Raw genomic sequence first — 16681 nt, forward strand, 5'->3', positions numbered from 1 at the left:
GCCGGATCGCCATGGACAGATGGACTGACCGCCGACGCGTATGGGCAGGCGCCGTACCCCCTGGCTTGATGTTCTCTGCCGCGAACGGTGACGGACGCTCCACACGTACTGCCCACCGGCACCGTTCGGTGGGCATCAGGTGAGGGCGAGGGCCTCGATGAGCGCGACCGCGTCGTGTTCGGCGTAGACCTTGGCGAGGCGGCGGGCGTTGTCGCGGATCTCGGGGTCGGCGAGCAGCGTGGTCACCGCGCCGGCGACGGCCGCGGCGGACGGCGTGGCGGTGCCGAGGACGGCGCCGAGGCGGTGGTGGGCGATGCGGGCCGCGTTGGCCGGCTTGTCCTCGGTCGTGCCGGCCACCACGACCGGGACGCCGGCCGCGAGCGCCTGGTGCAGCCCGCCGGCGCCGCCGTTGGTGACGAACACGTCCGCGTGCGGCAGCAGCCGGTCGAACGGGATGTAACGGTCCACCCGCGCGTTCGCCGGCACCGGGATGGACAGCGCGGCCGGGTCCCGCCCGCCGAGCGCGGCCACCACCGTGACGTCGTGGTCGGCCAGCCCGGTCAGCGTCGGCTCGATCAGCTGCGACAGGTCGCCGTTCATCAGCGTGCCCTGGGTGACGGCCACGACGGGGCGCGACCCGCCCAGGTCCGGCCACCACGCGGGCGGCGTCCAGTCGTGCCCCTCGTGGGCCGGTAGCGCGCCGGCCAGGTGCACGGTCTTCGGCAGGTCGGCGCGGTGGAACTCGAAGCCGGGCACGGTCAGCACCGCGGTCGCGTCCGGTTCGAGGACGATCGCGTCGCAGACCGGGGCGAGATCGCCGTCGGCGCCGAGCTGCCGCAGCAGCGCACCCAGGCTGTCCCGGACCGGGCGCATGTGCGTGGCGAACTCGGCATCGGCCGCGCGCTGGTCGCCGCCGGGCCCGGCCGGCACCATGCCCATCGCGCCGGGACTCTCGCCGCCGAGCACGAGCGGCATCACGCTGACGCCCACCCAGCGGCGCGGCCGGCGTCCGGGCGCGCCCTTCGCCGCCGCGAACGCGCCGAGGAACAGCACGTTCGCGACCAGGTACTGATCCGGGTCGCGGTTCAGCAGCTCCTGCAACGCCCGGTGCCCGTCGGGCATCGGGTTCACGAACAGGTGCATCCAGTCGAACGCGATCTGCGCCGGTCCCGGCGGCAGCCCGGACCGGTCGCGCTCCGCCATGATCTCGCCGATGTCGTAGTCGGCGAGCCCGCTCAGCGGCGCGAACGTGAGCCCGACTCGCTCGGCCGCGCCGCGATAACCGCTTCCGGCCAGCATCGTCACCTCGTGCCCACGCGCGGCGAGCAACCGCGCCAGCCGCAGCATCGGCAGCGTCTCCCCGGGAATCGGCGGCGCGGCAACGATGATTTTCGACATTCCCGGCGGCTCCCGTCGAGCGATCACGATGAGTGTCCACTATAGACTCCAGCGGTCCTGCTACCATCCGTCCGGACCGCGGCGGCGTGCCCGGGTGCCGGAGCGAGCGGATCGTGCGTACCGTCGCGGCATGGTGATCGAACTGCGTGCCGCCGTGGCTGACGACGTCGAGGGGATCGCGCGGCTCTGGCACCGTGGCTGGCACGACGGGCACGCGGGCAGCGTGCCGGACGCGCTCGTGGCGGTGCGCACGCCGGAGTCGTTCCCGCCGCGCGTCACCGGCCGGCTGCCGCGCACCACGGTCGCGGCCGACGGCGCCGCGCTGGCCGGCTTCATCGTGGTGGCCGGCGACGAGGTGGAGCAGGTGTACGTGGCCGCCGCCTACCGCGGCACCGGTGTCGCCGCCACGCTGCTCAGCGAGGCGGAACGCCAGGTCGCGACGGCCGGCCACGGCACCGCCTGGCTGGCCGTCGCGCCCGGCAACGCGCGCGCCCGCCGCTTCTACGAGCGGCAGGGCTGGAGCGACGACGGCGAGTTCGACTTCCGCGCCGAGGTGGGGGAGTCGGTGCTGCTCGTGCCGGTCCGCCGATATGTGAGACCCGCCCCCGCGCACCGGCCCGATCAGGGCGGCAGCAGAATGGTCGGGTGACTCAACCGGCTGGCCGCGGCACCGCGGCGCGTGAGGGAGGCAGGGGCGCCGGCCTGGTGCGGCGCGTGTCCCACCAGGAACGGCGCCGTCGGCTCGAGGTGCTCCGGGTGGAGGAGCTGGGCCCGGCCATGCGCCGGATCGTGCTCGGCGGGCCCGAGCTGGAGGCCGACTTCCCGTGGCTGCCGCTCGCCTCGGCCGACCACGTCCGGGTGGTCGTCCCGGACGAGACGACCGGCGAGCTGACGCTGCCCGCCCCCGGCCGCCGGGACGCCACCGCGATCCGCGACTACACGCCGCGCCGCTTCGACGCGGCCGCCGGCGAGCTGACCATCGACTTCGTGCTGCACGCGCACGGCCCGGCCGGCCGGTGGGCGACGACCGCCGCGCCCGGTTCCGCGCTCGGCGTGATCGGCCCGCGCGTCGGCCAGGTCTTCCCGGCCGACTGCGACGACTACCTGCTCATCGCGGACGAGACCGGCCTGCCGGCCTCCGAGCGCTTCCTGGAGGAGCTGCCGCCCGAGGCGATCATCCGGGTGCTGGTGCTGGCCGAGGGCCCGGAGCGGGAGCTGGGCGGCGGCCGGGCGGCGGAGATCCGCTGGCTGGGCGCGGTGCCGGAGGCGACCGTGCTCGAGGCCGTGGCCGCGATCCCGATCGTGCCGGGCTCGTTCGTCTGGGGCGCCGGCGAGGCCGCGGTGATGCGCACGCTCCGCACTCACCTGCGCCACGACCGCGGCCTCCCCGCCGAGCGGGTGGCGGTCCGCGGCTACTGGCGCGAGGGCACGGCCGGCAGCTCCGGCGACTGACCGGCCGCACCGGCGGTTACGCCGCAGCGCTTCGAGTTCGTACGGGGTGCGCAGCGCGTCGGCGCGTTCCTGTCCAGTAGTGGAGCCGTCACCGGTGTCGCGGTGCGATTCGGCCGGGCCGGAGTGTGCCGTCGGCCCGTTCGGAGCATCGAGCTTGAACCCCCACCACGAACAGTGACGTTTCGGCGGGTGGTTGTGGTGGGGTTCTGAGTGCTGGTGCGGCCGATCCGGGCGTCGTGAGCGATCGCGCGTACCGGTACCGACATCGCAGCGGATGGTGGTCCCGCGGCACCGTTCGTCCCGGACGGCATCAGGTGGAGGACGCGTGCGGGGGCACGGCGGTGGTGACGGCACGCGGGGGAGCGGCGGGCAGGCGCAGGGTCACGAGGAGGCCGCCGCCGTCGCGGGGGATCGCGCTCCACGCACCGTCGTGGGCGGTGACGATGGCGTCGACGATGGCCAGGCCCAGGCCGGAGCCCTCGGCGCCGCGGGTGTGCCGGCCGCCGCGTTGGAAGGCCTGCCGGAGCGTGGGGATGGTGTCGGCGGGGACGACCGGTCCGGTGTTGGCGACCTCGAGCACGGCGGTGCCGGCATCGGTGCGGGTGCAGAGCCACACGGCGCCGCCGGGGACGTTGTGCCGGACCGCGTTCTCGACCAGGTTGCGGACGAGCAGGTCGATCAGCACCGGGTCGGCCGTCGTGGCCGCCGGGGCCAGCTCGGCGTGGATCGTCGGGGAGCGGATCGTGCGGACGCACTCGGCGGCGGTCTCGGCCAGGTCGAGGCGGCCGGGTGCGGGGGGCTGCCGGAGGCGGGCGAGCGTCAGCAGGCTGGAGAGCAGCCGCTCGCTGCGGTGCGCGGCGGCGACGACGGTGGTCAGGGCCGCGCGGTACTCGTCCTCGGCGCGATGCGGCCGGGACAGCGCGCGTTCGGCGGCGGCCTGGATGATGGTCAGCGGGGTCCGTAACTCGTGTGAGGCGTTGGCGGCGAAGAGCTGCTGGGCCTGGAAGGCCGCGCCGAGCCGGTCGAGCATCGTGTTGAACGTGTCGGCCAGGGTGGACAGTTCGTCGCGCGGGCCGGAGGCGGTGATGCGTTCCTCGAGCGTGTCGTGCGACAGCCGGTCGGCGACCTCGGTGATGGTCCGCAGCGGGCGCAGGGCGCGGCTGGCGACGAGCCAGCACAGCAGCAGTGCGACGAACACGCTGATGGCGAAGACGATGCCGGACTGCAGCAGGATCGACCGCAGCGCCTCCTCGCGGGCGCGGTCGATGGCCTCGTAGACGTGCGGTGCCCACGCCACCTCGATCTGGCCGGCGGCGTCCGGCGACGCCGGCAGTCCTGACACGCGGGTCGCGGACGGTGCGACGGCCGGGGTCGCGGCGATCGCGCCGACGGTGGAGACCAGGTCCGCGTCGGCGAAGAACAGCGAGCGCCGGGCGAGCAGGTGGACGACGGACAGCAGGACGCCACCGGTGATCGCGGAGACGGCCGCGTACGCGAGCGTCAGCCGGGTGCGGATGGAGAGCCGGTACGGGCGCACGGCTTACGGCAGCCGGTAGCCGCGGCCGATGACGGTCACGATCGGGTCGGGTTCGCCGAGCTTTTGCCGCAGCGTCTTCAGGGTGGTCCGGACCGCACCGGTGAACGGGTCGGTGTGCTCGTCCCAGACGGTGTCGAGCAGCCGTTCCGCGCTCACCAGCTCGCCCTCGGCCCGGAGCAGCGCGGCGAGCACGCCGAACTCCTTGCGGGTCAGCTGCACGGACCGTTCACCGCGGCGAACCTCGTGCCGGCCGACGTCCATGCTGATCCCCGCCCGGCGCAGCACGGTCGGGCGGCGCGGCGGGGTGCGCCGGCCGAGTGCGGTGACCCGGGCGACCAGCTCGATGAACGCGAACGGCTTCGGCAGGTAGTCGTCGGCGCCGATGGCCAGGCCCTCGACCCGGCTCTCCACCGCGCCGTCCGCGGTCAGCATCAGCACCCGGGCCGGTGAGCCCGCGCGGACCAGGGCCCGGCACACGTCGTCGCCGTGCAGGATCGGCAGGTCCCGGTCCAGCACGATGACGTCCGGGCCGATCTGACCGGCGCGTTCCAGCGCCTCGGCGCCGTCGCGGGTCACGTCGACCACGAGATCGTGCTCGCGCAGCCCTTCCGCGATGATTTCCGCCAGCGTCTCGTCGTCCTCTACCACCAGCACCCGCATGGTGGTTGATTCTGCTCCGGTGGTGTGTCGTCCGTGTGAGGTGGTGGGACACCGGGACGTCACGGCCCGCCGGGCACGGTGGCGGTCATGAGAAGACGACACCTCGCCGTACCCCTGCTGGTTCTGATCGTCGCCCTGAGTGGTTGTGGCGGCGGCCCGGAGGAGGCCGCCGACGGAGATCACGACAAGCAGCTGGCGTTCGCGCAGTGCATGCGGGACAACGGCGTCACCGATTACGAGGATCCGAAACCGGCCGCGAACGGCGGCATGGTCGCGGCGCAGCCGGCCGGCCCGGACGATCCGGCGGTCCGCGCGGCCGCGGAGAAGTGCCGGCCGCTGCTGCCGAACGGGGGCGAGGTGGAGCCGCTGTCCGAGGAGGAGCGGCAGGCCGCGCTGACGTTCGCGGCGTGCATGCGCGAGCACGGCGTCGAGGACTACCCCGATCCGGACGCGGACGGCCGTCCGGGTGACTTCGACATGCCGGAGCCGGAGGATCCCGGCTACGAGGACGCCATGCAGCGGTTCACCGCGGCGAGCGAGGCGTGTGGTGCGCCGGCCGGGGCGGTTCCCGCGGTGCCCGGCAGATGAGCCGCACCCGACGGTGGTTCCTGGTGGCCGGCGTCCTGGCCGGCGCCGGCACGGGCGTGGTGCGCTGGGCCCGCACCGCGCGGCCCCGTAAGGAGGTCCCAGCACCGTACGCGACGACCGAGGTGCAGCTCAGCACGCTGGTCGAGGGCCAGACGTTCAAGGGCCGCATCCGGTACGCCGAGGCGCCGCCGCTGCTCGGCCGTCTGACCGGCACGGTGACGTCGCTGCCGCGGGTCGGCGCGGTGCTGAAGGCCGGTGACGAGGCCTACCGGGTCGACAACGTGCCGGTGATCCTGCTGACCGGTGACACGCCCGCGTTCCGGGAGATGGTCCCCGGGATCAGCGGCCCCGACGTCCGGCAGCTGGAACGCGCGCTGGCCGGGCTCGGCTACACCGGATTCACCGCCGACGGCGTGTACCGGTACTCCACCGCCGAGGCCGTCAGGTCCTGGCAGAAGCGGCTGGGTGTGGCGCAGACCGGCACGGTCCCGCTCGGCCACGTCATTTTCACCACCGGGGAGGTACGGGTGGGAGAGCATCGGGTCAGGGTCGGCGAGCAGGCCGGGCCGGCGCCGTTGTACGACGCGACCAGCACCGAGCGGCGTGTCTCGTTCTCGATGGACCCGAAGCATCTGCGGCTTGCCCCGGTCGACGGGCCGGCCACCGTGGTCGTCGCGGACGGCCGGGAGATCGCCGGCACCGTGGCCGCGGTGGAGAAGCCCACCGAGGCGGGAAAGGACGCGACGGTCACCGTGCGGGTCGCCGACCAGAAGGCGCTGGACGCGCCGGACGGAGACCCGGCCGAGGTGCGGCTGGTGGTCCAGGAACGCCGGAACGTGCTCGCCGTGCCGGTCGTCGCGCTCCTGGCGCTTTCCGGCGACCGGTACGGCGTGGAGGTCGTCGACGGGGACGACGTCACGCTCGTACCGGTGGAGGTCGGTTTGTTCACCGACGGCAAGGTCGAGATCCGCGGGGCCGGGCTCGCCGCCGGCATGCGGGTCAGCGTGCCCGCGGCATGAGCACCGCGATGATCGAGCTGCGTGACGTGGTGAAGTCCTACGGTGCCGTCACCGCGCTGGCCGGGGTGACGGTCCGCGTCGAGCCCGGCGAGCTGACCGCGATCGTCGGGCCGTCCGGGTCCGGCAAGTCCACCATGCTGCACCTGGCCGGTACGCTCGACCGGCCCACCAGCGGCAGCGTGCACGTCGCCGGCCATGAGGTGTCCGCACTGTCTGACCGGCGGCTGTCCGCACTGCGCGCACAGCGGATCGGGTTCGTGTTCCAGCAGTTCCACCTCGCGCCGGGCGTGACCGTGCGGGACAACGTCGCGGACGGCCTGCTCTATATGGGACTGCCGCGGCCCGAACGCCGGGCGCGGGCGGTCGAGGCGCTCGGCGACGTCGGCCTCGGGCACCGGCTGATGCACCGGCCGCACGAGCTGTCCGGCGGTGAACGCCAGCGGGTGGCGATCGCCCGCGCGGTCGCCGGCCGGCCGTCGCTGCTGCTGGCGGACGAGCCGACCGGGAACCTGGACACCGCGTCCGGTGCGGAGGTGCTGCGGCTGCTCCGGGCGCTGCACGACGCCGGCACCACCGTCGTGATCATTACGCACGACCGGGAGCTGGCCGCCGGCCTGCCCCGGGTGATCGCGATGCGGGACGGGCGGGTGACCTCGTGAAGCCGGCCCGGATGTCCCTGCCGGACGTGGCCCGGGTGGGCGCGGCCGGGCTCGTCACCCGGCCGCTGCGCGCGTTCCTGGCCGCGGCCGGCATCGCGATCGGCGTCGCCGCCATGGTGGCCGTGGTCGGCATCTCCGCGTCGAGCCGGGCCGGGGTGGAGCGGGACCTGGCCGCGATCGGCACGAACCTGCTCACGGCCGCGCCGGGCCAGACGTTCGGCGGTGAGCCGGCGCGACTGCCGGACGAGGCGGTCGAGATGGCCGGCCGGGTCGACGGCGTCACCGGGGCTTCCGCGACCGGGCGGCTGGACGTGGCCGTCTATCGCTCCGACCTGATGCCGGTGGGGGAGACCAACGGGCTCGGGGTGTTGGCCGCCCGCACCGACCTGCTCGGGCCGGTGGGTGGCGCGCTCGCCTACGGCTCCTGGCTCAACCAGGTGACGCTGCGTGGTCCGGCGGTCGTGCTCGGTGCGGAGGCGGCGCGGCTGCTCGGCGTCCACCGGGTCGATGCGGACGTCCGGCTGTGGCTCAGCAACCGCTGGTTCGTCGTGGTGGGGGTGCTCCGGCCGGCCCCGCTCGCGCCGGAGCTGGACACCGCGGTCCTGGTCGGCTGGCCGGCCGCGGAGACGCTGCTGGGTTTCGACGGCGGCATCGGCACGGTCTACGTCCGTACGGACCCGGACCGGGTCACGGACGTGCGGGCGCTGCTGGCCCGCGCGGTCGCCCCGGCCCACCCCAACGAGGTCCTGGTGGAACGGCCGTCCGACGCGCTTCTCGCCCAGGCGGTCACCGATCGTGCGCTGACCGGGCTGCTGCTCGGGCTCGGCGCGGTCGCGCTCCTGGTCGGCGGCGTCGGGGTGGCCAACACGATGATCGTGTCGGTGCTCGAACGCCGGGCCGAGGTGGGGCTGCGCCGCGCGCTCGGCGCCACCAGGGCGCAGATCCGCACCCAGTTCCTCGTGGAGTCACTGCTGCTGTCCGCGCTGGGCGGCGCGGCCGGGATCCTGTCGGGCGCGGCCGTGACCGGGGCATACGCCTGGTTCCGGGACTGGCCGCCGGCCGTGCCCGTCTGGGCGCAGGCCGCCGGTCTCGCGGTCACCGTGCTGATCGGCGGGGTGGCGGGCCTCTATCCCGCGGTGCGCGCGGCCCGTCTGCCACCGACGGAGGCGCTCAGCGTGCCGTAGCCGAGTGCCGGCCGGGACCCGCATGGCCGTTCTGGCCGGCCCGAGCGCCGGCCAGAACGGCGGCGGATCGGGGTCCTGCCTCTGCGATCGCTGACCGGCGGGAAGGAGCGCCGGCGACGACCGGTGCCGCTCCGCGCAGGCGGGCGGCACCACGCCGGAAGCGGGAGAGTCGCTCTGAGGGTTCTGCCCTACCAGGGGTTCCAGGCCTCCAGGAGCGCGCCGGCCACCCCGACCAGGAGCGCGGTGGCCGCGACTATCGTGGCGTAGCCGGGGCCCGAGGTGGCGCGCTCCACGAACCGTCTGCGCGTTTCCACAGAGTCTCCCCTTCCGTGGCCGGACACCATCCGCAGTGGACATAACCTACGTGGGCGTGGGCGGGACGTTCTCATGTGGGTGGGCGCGGTGACCCGCGTGGCGGCGCCGGACCGGGGGTCACGACGCGCCACGGTGCCCGGCTGGCCGGATGGGCGCAGCCGGGCACCGGAGGGGATCACACCGTGACGGTCGTCGAGCGCAGCACGCGGCGGCCGGGGATCTCGATGCTGAGGAACGCGATCAGCCCCACCACCGCGACCACGGCGGGACCGAGCCACCACGGCCCGGCCGGCCACGGGCGGTGCAGGAAGCCCAGGGAGAGCAGCATCAGCGGTACGACCGCGAGCCCGACCCCGCCCGCGGTCGCGAATCCCCAGATCAGCAGCGCCTCGCGGCGGAGCATGGCGCGGACCTGGGCCGGGGTCGCGCCGGTCAGCCGCAGCAGCGTCAGCTCGTCGCGGCGCGCGCTGGTCGCGGCGACCAGCTTGTTCGCGATGCCGAGCAGCAGGTAGCCGAGCAGCACGCCGAGCACCGCAACGTTGAGCCACAGCTGCGCCGGCACGGCCACCGGCTCGGGCGTGGCCGAGCCCAGCGTCACGCCGGGCCGGGACGCGACCAGCTCCTCGACCCCGGCCCGCGCCGCCGCGCTGCCGTCCGTGCGGATCAGCAGCTGCCGGTCCAGGCCGGAGCTGTGCCCGGCGGCCAGGTCGCGGGCGAGCACCACCGGGCCGAAGCCGAGACCGCGCTCGTAGACCGCGGCGACCCGGGCCGTGACCGGCGTGCCGTCGCCGAGGACCAGCGTGACCTCGCTGCCCACGCCGACCCGGCGGGACGCGGCGGTGGTCGCGTCGATCGCGACCGTGGCGCCGGTCAGCCCGGCCAGGTCGCCGTCGCGCACGCCCAGGTCCAGCACGGCCGCGGCCTTCGGCGTGAGTACGGTGGCGGCGGACGGCTCGACGACCTCGTCGCCGAACATCCGGTACGTCCACAGCACGGTCGTGGCGCCGGTCATCGCGGCGCCGGTCACGCCGGGGACGGCCGCGACCGCGCCGGCCAGCTCGGACGGCACCCGGCCCAGCTCCGGCGCGGTCACCGCGAGCTGCGCGACCGTGCCGTCCGCGAGGTCGCGGGTGGAGCCGGCCAGCACGGTGGTGTGGCTGAACGCGTAGGTCAGCGTGAACACGACCGCGACCGCGAGCGTGCTGACCGCGGCGGCGGTGCGCACCGCGTACCCCCGGGTGTTGGCGACCGCGAGCCACGTCGGGGCGGCGGCGCGCGCGGGTAGCAGGCGGGCCATCACGCGACCGGCGCGGGAGAGCAGGCCGGGACCGGCCATGGCCAGGCCGATCGCGGCGAGGATGCCGGCCATCGCGGTCATCCCGGCGCCGATCTCGGTGCGGGAGATCAGCGGCGTCACCGCCAGCGCGTTCGCGCCGGCCAGCACGATCAAGCCCGCGGAGAAACGCCAGACCGAGGGGGTACGCGGTTCCGTCCGCGATCCGGCCACCGCCTCGGTCGCCGGCATCTTCGCGAGCTTGGAGACCGCGGTCAGCGCCGCGATCCAGGCGGTCAGCACCATCAGCAGCACGCCGGCCACGCCCGGGATCGGGCTCCACTGCAGCGGCAGCGCGGCCGGTGCCATCCCGACCGCGACCAGCAGCTCCCGGAAGCGCGCGGCGACCAGGTAGCCGAGCACGGCGCCCGGGATCGAGGCCGCGACCGTGACGATCAGCGCCTGCCGGGTGGCGAGCCGGCGGATCTGCCGGGGTGTCGCGCCGACCGCGCGGAGCAGCGCCAGCTCGCGGCGCTGACCGGCGAGCGAGACCGCGAGCGCGCCGCCGACGATGATGCCGATGACCAGCAGCGTCACGCCGGAGAGCGAGCCGGCCATGATCGGCAGCATGCCGCGCCCGGCCGCGGTCTCCGGGTCCGCGATGTCGCCGCGCGCGTTCCCGGTCGTCACGGCCAGGCCGCCGTCGATCGCGCGGGCCGCGTCCGCGACCTCGTTGGTGCGGCCGGGTTCGGTGCGCAGCGCGACCAGGTCGAACCGCTCGTCGGTGCGCCCGGTGAGCGCGATCGCGGTGGCGTCGTCGAAGAACACGGCCGGGCCGCCGGCGTCGAGCACGGCCGTGACCCGGTAGTCGCCGGCCCGGCCGTCCGCGGAGAGCCGCACGGTGCCGCCGGTGGTGACGCCGGCCGCAGAGGCGGTGGCGGCGTCCAGCGCGACCTGCGTGTCACCGGCCGGCGCGGCGAGCCCGTCCGGGATGCCGGTCGGCCGCCCGCCGTCCTCGGTGCCGGTGGGCGCGGTCAGCGCGATCGAGGTCCAGTTGTGGGCGTCGACCGGGGTCACCCGGCCGTCCGCGCCGATCACCGCGGCCGGGACCGTCACGTCACCGATCGCCGCGGTCACGCCGGGCAGCGCGGCCAGGCGGGCGACGAGCGCGGACGGCACTCCGGCCCGGTCCGGCAGCGTGATCGGCAGGTCCTCCGGGACGCGGTAGGTCTGCGGCGCGGAGACCACGACGTCCGCGGACGCGAGCCGGCCCGGGGACGGGTGCCCGCGCAGCCCGGACTCGGCGACCACGCCGACGGCGGAGACCAGCGCGGCACCGCCGAGCGTGGCGCAGGCGACCGCGATCAGCCCGGCGACGCGGTGCCGGGCCATGCGTGCGGCGAGGTACAGCATGGTGTGTTACTCCGTTTCCAGCTCGGTGAGGCGGCGGGCCAGCAGTGGCGCGGTCGGGGCGGGGACGGTGTCGGCGATCCGGCCGTCCGCCATCACCAGCGCCAGGTCGGCGCGGGCGGCCGCGGCCGGGTCGTGGGTGACCATGACGACGGTCTGGCCCAGCTCGTCGACGAGCGCACGCAGAAGATCAAGGACTTCCCGCGCGGTACGGAGGTCGAGCGCGCCGGTCGGCTCGTCCGCGAAGACCACGGCCGGCCGGGTGACGAGCGCGCGGGCGACCGCGACGCGCTGCTGCTGCCCGCCGGACAGCTCGGACGGCCGGCGGTGCAGCCGCTCGGTCAGGCCGACGCGCTCGACCAGCGTGCGCACCCACTCCCGGTCCGGCGCGGTGCCGGCCAGGCGCAGCGGCAGCGTGATGTTGTCGGAGACGCTGAGCGAGGGGAGCAGGTTGTACTGCTGGAAGATGAAGCCGACGCGGGAGCGGCGGAGCACGGTGCGCTTGGTCTCGTCGAGGCGGCTGATCTCCGTACCCTCGATGAAGGCTCTTCCGCTGGTCGGCGAGTCGAGCCCGGCCGCGCAGTGCATCAGCGTGCTCTTGCCGGAGCCGGACGGGCCCATCACGGCCAGGAACGTGCCGGCGGCCACGGACAGCGAGACGCCGTCCAGGGCGCGGACCCCGCCGGAGTACGTCTTGACGACGTCCTCCAGCGTGACCGCGGTGCGGGTCAGGGTCGCGGTCATCAGCGCTTGCCCCTGCGGTAGTCGACGACCAGCGCGACGGCGGTGGCGAGCACGATCAGGCCGACCGCGGAACCGGCCCACACGTTGACGGTCGACAGCGCGGCGTTCAGGCCGGCGCTGACCACCAGCACGACCCAGAGGATCAGGCGGGTACGGCCGGTGGGCGAGGTCTCCGGGCGGTCCGGCTCCGGTGTCTGATCGGTCAGTCGGTACGGGTCGGCGGCCATGTCGGTCACTCCTTCGATTCCGGTGTTTCTCGACGTCTTCGACGCTATGACCGGCGGCGCGCGGCAACGATCCCGTGCGCTGCCCAGCCGAGGTACAGCAGGCTGTACTTTCCGGCCGTGCCCCTTGCCGACCGCCCGGTGCGGTGCCCTACGGTCGCCGGGACAGGCTCGTGGAACTCGTGATGGAGGCACTCACATGACCGTCGTCGAGGCCGTACGCCGGCGCCTGCGGATCGGGATCAGGGCGGTGGAGCGCGTCACGGTCGGCTGGGGCACCGCGTTCCTGGCCGGGCTGGTGTTCTGGCCGCTGGCGGTCTCCGTGGTGCTGCGCCGGGTGGCGCCGTTCGCGCTCGGCCGGATGCGCGCGGTCGCGGACATCGAGCGCCGCCGCCTCGGCCTGCCCACCGGCCTGCCGCCGCAGACCTCGCTGCGCGCGGTCGTCACCGACCCGACGACCGGCCGGGAGCTGCGCTGGCTCGCGCTGCACGCCACAGCCGGGTTCCTGCTCGGCATGTTCGGGCTGACGATCGCGGTCGACATCCTGCGCGACGGGCTGTTCCCGCTCTACTGGCGGTTCGCCCCGGCCGAGGACGCGGTGCCGGCGATCGGGTGGCCGCTGATCCGTACCCAGAACGGCGCCTGGCTCGTCGGGTTGTTCGGGGTGTTCTGGTTCTTCATGACGCTCTACGTGGTGCCGCTGATGGTCAGGCTGCAGGAGCTGCCCGGCCGGCGGCTGCTGCGGCCCGGCCCGGGCGAGGACATGGCGATGCGGATCGCGGAACTGACCGCGACCCGCGCGGCCGCGCTGGACGCGCACGCGGTCGAGCTGCGCCGGATCGAACGCGCGCTGCACGACGGCACCCAGAACCGGCTGGTCGCGGTCAGCGTGCTGCTCGGCGCGGCCCGGCGCGCGGTGCAGCGCGACCCGGCCACCGCGGACGAGATCCTGGAGAAGGCACAGAGCGCGTCGGAGTTGGCCCTCGCGGAGCTGCGCGCGGTCGTGCGCAGTATTCTGCCGCCCGTGCTGTCCGATCGAAGCCTGCCCGACGCGCTCGCCTCGCTGGCCGCGACCTGCCCGGTGCCGGTCACGGTCGACGCGAACGTGCCCGGCCGGTGCGCGGCCTCCGTCGAGGCGACCGCGTACTTCGTGGCGGCCGAGGCGCTGACCAACGTCGCCAAGCACAGCGGCGCGTCCCGGGCCACGGTCACGCTCACCCGGGAGGCGGACGTGCTGCGGCTGGCCGTCACGGACGACGGGCACGGCGGCGCGGACGCCGACGGCGGAACCGGCCTGACCGGCATCCGCCGCCGGGCCGAGGCGCACGACGGCACCGTGACGCTGACCAGCCCGGTGGGCGGGCCGACCACTGTGGAGGTGAGACTGCCGTGCGGATTGTGATGGCGGAGGACGACGCGCTGCTGCGCGAGGGCCTGGCGATGCTGCTGCGCGCGGAGGGCCTGGACGTGGTGGAGACCACGGACAACCCGGTCACGTTCCTGGCCGCGGTCGACAAGCACACGCCGGACGTGGCGATCGTCGACGTGCGCATGCCGCCGACGCACACCGACGAGGGCATCAAGGCCGCGGTCGAGGCCCGCGGCCGGCAGCCCGGGCTCGCGGTGCTGGTCCTGTCCGCCTACGTCGAGCAGGCGTTCGCCACCGACCTGTTCACGCTGGGCGGCGGCGGGCTGGGCTACATGCTGAAGGAGCGGGTCGGCCGGGTCGAGGAGTTCATGACCGCGCTGCACCGGGTCGCCGGCGGCGGCACCGCGATCGACCCGGAGGTGGTGGCGCAGCTGCTCACCCGCACGCGGCCGGACTCGAAGCTGGAACGCCTCAGCCCGCGCGAGCGCGACGTGCTGGCGTTGATGGCCGAAGGACTCGGCAACGCGGCGATCGCGGAGAAGCTGTTCGTCACGGACGGCGCCGTGCACAAACACATCCGCAGCATCTTCTCGAAACTGGAACTCTCCCCGGACGACCAGACCGACCGCCGCGTCGCCGCCGTCCTTCACTACCTGCGCGACGAGGCCAAGCGCTGATCGGCTTCGCGCCATGTGAAGGCGTCTGGCCTCCCCCGTTGGCATCGACGATGCTGCATGCGCGTGCCGGTGTCCGGCGGGGGAGGGACGAGTTCATGATTCTGCGACGAATTCTGGCGGTGTGCGCCGTGCTGGCGGTGGCGATCGCACCGTCGGCGGCGATCGCGGCTCCGGTTCGGCAGGGGGTTCTGGAGGCGAACTGCGAGCGCGGCCCGGATGTCTACGACATCGGCTGGAACGACCGGGGAAAGCCGGTTCGTGAGGTGCAGTGCTTGCTGAACTGGACACTTTCCGATCGGGTGCTGTCGCCGAGGCTCGTGGTCGATGGTCACTACGGGTCGCTCACGACGGCTGCGGTGAAGAAGTTCCAGGAGTGTTCGCACATCTGGGGCTACACGCTCGCCGTCGACGGACGCGTCGGCCGTCAGACGCTGCCGGTGCTGCGTGAGTGGGCGCAGTATGGCTACAACGGGGGATACGCCATCTGCTGACGGGAAGGTGGTGGCGGTCTGGTTGCGTTCTCGCCTCTGCTGGACCGGGGAGGTGGCCCCGGCCGTGCGCGCGCTGATCGGCGCCCCGGCTTGCGGAACGCCCGGCTTGCGGAACGCCCGGTTCCAGCCGGTGTGCCGGCCGGTCGGGACCGGCCGGCGTCGCGCGGGTCAGCAGTTGCGGATCGACCAGGCCGGGGACCAGTTGTAGACGTGGACGGTGGGGTAGTCCGGGGTGAACGTGTGCAGCACACCGCCGGACTGGTTGTAGACGGACGAGACCGTGCCGGCCGTCTGGCGGTCGAGGTAGAGGCCGTCGCCGTCCCAGTAGGAGAAGTAGTAGCGGTTGCAGGTGTAGAGGTCGAAGACCTTCCAGTTGCTCTGCGTCGGATCCCAGACCGCGACGCAGAGGTTCTCCACCGGGCAGATCCACTCGGACCCGTCGGCCGCGTTGTAGACGCGTCGTGGCGCGGGGGACATCGTCGGCGTGTTCGCGTCGAGCGGGTCGAGCGTGCTGAGCTGCGCACTCGCCGGCGGCGGCCCGAAGAAGACGCGGCCGGCCGGATCTGCTGAGGCCGGGCCTGCCGAGGCCGCAGCCGCTGAGGCCGGGCCCGCGGAGACCGCACCGGCGCCGGCCAGAAGCAAGGCGGTCACCGCCGTGGTTCGGGCGAGCCACCGCACCATCGTGGACATGATTATTTCCCCTCCCCGTGAGAGCCGGCCGCGACGGAGGCGGCCGCCTAGAGCCCGTGTCGAGGTGGGAGACGGGCCGCGGCGAGGCCCGGGCGCCGCCTGGCCGCACGGCGGACAAGCCACACACAACACCGGCATGCGGCTTCCGCGCCGCACACTCAGCCGGCACCTGGACCGCGCCTCGCTCCGGCCCTCACTTCGACACAGGCTCTCGACAGTACTGAGCCTTCGGCGTCAGGGTGAGCGGCGCTCGGCAATCAGCACGGAACTTCCCTCCGCCACTGAAGCCCTGTCCGAAATATCACCACAAAGGCGGCGACGGCGACTCTTGAAAGCGATCACGTGTCGCAAATCGTTGTTGAAAGCGCCGGATGACAACGATTTGCGACACGTGATCAACTCCCGGCCCGGCCATACCGAGCCTTGGATGTCGGCTTGAGCGGCGCTCCGCAGCGGCGAGCCTCTAGCGTGAGATTTCGGGCGTGCAGCGCCCGGACGGCCACCGCCGCTCGAACCTCGACTCCGAATGGTCAGTAAGCGAACGCAGTGACGTACGCAGATGTCTTTGGGTTTTGTCGCAACCACCCTCGGATCAGACAGGGAGGCCGCCCGCGGCCGACCGGTGCCCGCGGGAGCGTGCGGACGGTGACCACGCCGGAAGCGGGAGAACAGGCTCTTGATCTGTTCGGTTCCGCCATGGCGGTCGCGGCCTGTCCTCCAAACGCTGACGCCGCGCGACTGGGGGTGGACGCGGCCGGCGTGCGGGAGCGGATGCGCGCCGCGATCGACGGCGACGGGCCGGTGGACGCGCGCACGGCCGTGCTCTGCACGCTGGCCGGCGCGCTCGGCTGGGACCGCCTGGTCTTCCCGGACGTGCTCGCGGCCCGTCTCCAGCAGCGGCCGGCCGACCTGCGAGGGGCGGACGGGATCGTGGCGGATCTCGAGGCCGTGGTGATGGCCGCGGCCGTGCTCCCGGCCGCGACCACCTGAG

The 16681-nt window shown here is 74.1% G+C and carries 18 protein-coding genes; 10 read left to right on the forward strand and 8 right to left on the reverse strand.

Annotated elements, in window-relative coordinates; genetic code table 11:
• Nucleotides 1-135: 135 nt before the first annotated feature.
• The gene (locus J2S43_RS10120; RefSeq protein ID WP_306828582.1) at nucleotides 136-1398 is read right to left on the reverse strand and encodes a nucleotide disphospho-sugar-binding domain-containing protein; all 1263 of its coding nucleotides are present in this window, start codon (nucleotides 1396-1398) and stop codon (nucleotides 136-138) included.
• Between the two features lie 130 nt (nucleotides 1399-1528).
• Between J2S43_RS10120 and J2S43_RS10125 the strand changes: the two genes are divergently transcribed.
• Nucleotides 1529-2047: a GNAT family N-acetyltransferase gene (locus J2S43_RS10125; RefSeq protein WP_306828583.1), complete on the forward strand. Its 519-nt coding sequence runs from the start codon at nucleotides 1529-1531 to the stop codon at nucleotides 2045-2047.
• Nucleotides 2044-2850, forward strand: a complete 807-nt coding sequence (locus J2S43_RS10130) for a siderophore-interacting protein (protein WP_306828584.1) — start codon at nucleotides 2044-2046, stop codon at nucleotides 2848-2850. The genes J2S43_RS10125 and J2S43_RS10130 overlap by 4 nt, the downstream gene beginning before the upstream one ends.
• Nucleotides 2851-3160: 310 nt before the next feature.
• Here the strand turns inward: J2S43_RS10130 and J2S43_RS10135 are convergent, their stop codons facing one another.
• Complete coding sequence (locus J2S43_RS10135) at nucleotides 3161-4387, reverse strand: HAMP domain-containing sensor histidine kinase (RefSeq protein ID WP_306828585.1); 1227 nt, start codon at nucleotides 4385-4387, stop codon at nucleotides 3161-3163.
• 3 nt (nucleotides 4388-4390) lie between these two features.
• A complete protein-coding gene (locus tag J2S43_RS10140; RefSeq protein ID WP_306828586.1) occupies nucleotides 4391-5047 on the reverse strand; it encodes a response regulator transcription factor in 657 nt (218 codons plus the stop codon).
• Between the two features lie 87 nt (nucleotides 5048-5134).
• Here J2S43_RS10140 and J2S43_RS10145 point away from each other — a divergent pair, with 87 nt between their 5' ends.
• The 4 genes from J2S43_RS10145 to J2S43_RS10160 are packed head-to-tail and all read left to right on the forward strand — an operon-like array spanning nucleotide 5135 to nucleotide 8497.
• Nucleotides 5135-5635: a hypothetical protein gene (locus J2S43_RS10145; RefSeq protein ID WP_306828587.1), complete on the forward strand. Its 501-nt coding sequence runs from the start codon at nucleotides 5135-5137 to the stop codon at nucleotides 5633-5635.
• Nucleotides 5632-6654: a peptidoglycan-binding protein gene (locus J2S43_RS10150; RefSeq protein WP_306828588.1), complete on the forward strand. Its 1023-nt coding sequence runs from the start codon at nucleotides 5632-5634 to the stop codon at nucleotides 6652-6654. Before J2S43_RS10145 ends, J2S43_RS10150 begins: the two co-directional genes overlap by 4 nt.
• A gap of 8 nt (nucleotides 6655-6662) precedes the next feature.
• Nucleotides 6663-7313 (forward strand): ABC transporter ATP-binding protein, encoded by a 651-nt coding sequence (locus tag J2S43_RS10155; protein ID WP_306839236.1) that lies wholly within the window; start codon nucleotides 6663-6665, stop codon nucleotides 7311-7313.
• Between the two features lie 11 nt (nucleotides 7314-7324).
• Nucleotides 7325-8497 (forward strand): ABC transporter permease, encoded by a 1173-nt coding sequence (locus J2S43_RS10160; protein WP_306839238.1) that lies wholly within the window; start codon nucleotides 7325-7327, stop codon nucleotides 8495-8497.
• 188 nt (nucleotides 8498-8685) lie between these two features.
• Here J2S43_RS10160 and J2S43_RS10165 read toward each other — a convergent pair whose 3' ends face one another.
• The 4 genes from J2S43_RS10165 to J2S43_RS10180 form a co-directional block, all read right to left on the reverse strand.
• A complete protein-coding gene (locus tag J2S43_RS10165) occupies nucleotides 8686-8811 on the reverse strand; it encodes a hypothetical protein (RefSeq protein WP_306828589.1) in 126 nt (41 codons plus the stop codon).
• A gap of 176 nt (nucleotides 8812-8987) precedes the next feature.
• On the reverse strand, nucleotides 8988-11498 hold the full coding sequence (locus J2S43_RS10170; protein ID WP_306828591.1) for an FtsX-like permease family protein: 2511 nt from the start codon (nucleotides 11496-11498) through the stop codon (nucleotides 8988-8990).
• A gap of 6 nt (nucleotides 11499-11504) precedes the next feature.
• Nucleotides 11505-12239, reverse strand: a complete 735-nt coding sequence (locus tag J2S43_RS10175; protein WP_306828592.1) for an ABC transporter ATP-binding protein — start codon at nucleotides 12237-12239, stop codon at nucleotides 11505-11507.
• The gene (locus J2S43_RS10180) at nucleotides 12239-12466 is read right to left on the reverse strand and encodes a hypothetical protein (RefSeq protein WP_306828593.1); all 228 of its coding nucleotides are present in this window, start codon (nucleotides 12464-12466) and stop codon (nucleotides 12239-12241) included. The genes J2S43_RS10175 and J2S43_RS10180 overlap by 1 nt, the downstream gene beginning before the upstream one ends.
• Nucleotides 12467-12662: 196 nt before the next feature.
• Between J2S43_RS10180 and J2S43_RS10185 the strand changes: the two genes are divergently transcribed.
• The 3 genes from J2S43_RS10185 (at nucleotide 12663) to J2S43_RS10195 (ending at nucleotide 15000) form a co-directional block, all read left to right on the forward strand.
• Nucleotides 12663-13865: a sensor histidine kinase gene (locus tag J2S43_RS10185; protein WP_306828594.1), complete on the forward strand. Its 1203-nt coding sequence runs from the start codon at nucleotides 12663-12665 to the stop codon at nucleotides 13863-13865.
• Entirely contained in the window at nucleotides 13853-14509 is a 657-nt protein-coding gene (locus J2S43_RS10190) for a response regulator transcription factor (RefSeq protein WP_306828596.1), read from the forward strand. The genes J2S43_RS10185 and J2S43_RS10190 overlap by 13 nt, the downstream gene beginning before the upstream one ends.
• A 95-nt stretch (nucleotides 14510-14604) precedes the next feature.
• On the forward strand, nucleotides 14605-15000 hold the full coding sequence (locus tag J2S43_RS10195; RefSeq protein WP_306828597.1) for a peptidoglycan-binding domain-containing protein: 396 nt from the start codon (nucleotides 14605-14607) through the stop codon (nucleotides 14998-15000).
• A gap of 168 nt (nucleotides 15001-15168) precedes the next feature.
• On the opposite strand, the gene J2S43_RS10200 is transcribed toward J2S43_RS10195, so the two are convergent.
• The gene (locus tag J2S43_RS10200) at nucleotides 15169-15690 is read right to left on the reverse strand and encodes a hypothetical protein (protein ID WP_306828598.1); all 522 of its coding nucleotides are present in this window, start codon (nucleotides 15688-15690) and stop codon (nucleotides 15169-15171) included.
• 645 nt (nucleotides 15691-16335) lie between these two features.
• On the opposite strand from J2S43_RS10200, the gene J2S43_RS10205 reads away from it, so the two are divergent.
• Nucleotides 16336-16680, forward strand: a complete 345-nt coding sequence (locus J2S43_RS10205; protein ID WP_306828600.1) for a GPP34 family phosphoprotein — start codon at nucleotides 16336-16338, stop codon at nucleotides 16678-16680.
• The last annotated feature ends 1 nt before the right edge of the window (nucleotide 16681 follow it).

The organism is Catenuloplanes nepalensis (assembly GCF_030811575.1).
Classification (GTDB): Bacteria; Actinomycetota; Actinomycetes; order Mycobacteriales; family Micromonosporaceae; genus Catenuloplanes; species Catenuloplanes nepalensis.

Coding starts and splice junctions, on each gene's coding strand:
- J2S43_RS10195 (WP_306828597.1), top strand. CDS start 14,605: ATGATTCTGCGACGAATTCTGGCGGTGTGCGCCGTGCTGGCGGTGGCG.
- J2S43_RS10180 (WP_306828593.1), bottom strand. CDS start 12,466: ATGGCCGCCGACCCGTACCGACTGACCGATCAGACACCGGAGCCGGAC.
- J2S43_RS10125 (WP_306828583.1), top strand. CDS start 1,529: ATGGTGATCGAACTGCGTGCCGCCGTGGCTGACGACGTCGAGGGGATC.
- J2S43_RS10185 (WP_306828594.1), top strand. CDS start 12,663: ATGACCGTCGTCGAGGCCGTACGCCGGCGCCTGCGGATCGGGATCAGG.
- J2S43_RS10120 (WP_306828582.1), bottom strand. CDS start 1,398: ATGTCGAAAATCATCGTTGCCGCGCCGCCGATTCCCGGGGAGACGCTG.
- J2S43_RS10145 (WP_306828587.1), top strand. CDS start 5,135: ATGAGAAGACGACACCTCGCCGTACCCCTGCTGGTTCTGATCGTCGCC.
- J2S43_RS10170 (WP_306828591.1), bottom strand. CDS start 11,498: ATGCTGTACCTCGCCGCACGCATGGCCCGGCACCGCGTCGCCGGGCTG.
- J2S43_RS10140 (WP_306828586.1), bottom strand. CDS start 5,047: ATGCGGGTGCTGGTGGTAGAGGACGACGAGACGCTGGCGGAAATCATC.
- J2S43_RS10155 (WP_306839236.1), top strand. CDS start 6,663: ATGATCGAGCTGCGTGACGTGGTGAAGTCCTACGGTGCCGTCACCGCG.
- J2S43_RS10200 (WP_306828598.1), bottom strand. CDS start 15,690: ATGTCCACGATGGTGCGGTGGCTCGCCCGAACCACGGCGGTGACCGCC.
- J2S43_RS10150 (WP_306828588.1), top strand. CDS start 5,632: ATGAGCCGCACCCGACGGTGGTTCCTGGTGGCCGGCGTCCTGGCCGGC.
- J2S43_RS10160 (WP_306839238.1), top strand. CDS start 7,325: ATGTCCCTGCCGGACGTGGCCCGGGTGGGCGCGGCCGGGCTCGTCACC.
- J2S43_RS10175 (WP_306828592.1), bottom strand. CDS start 12,239: ATGACCGCGACCCTGACCCGCACCGCGGTCACGCTGGAGGACGTCGTC.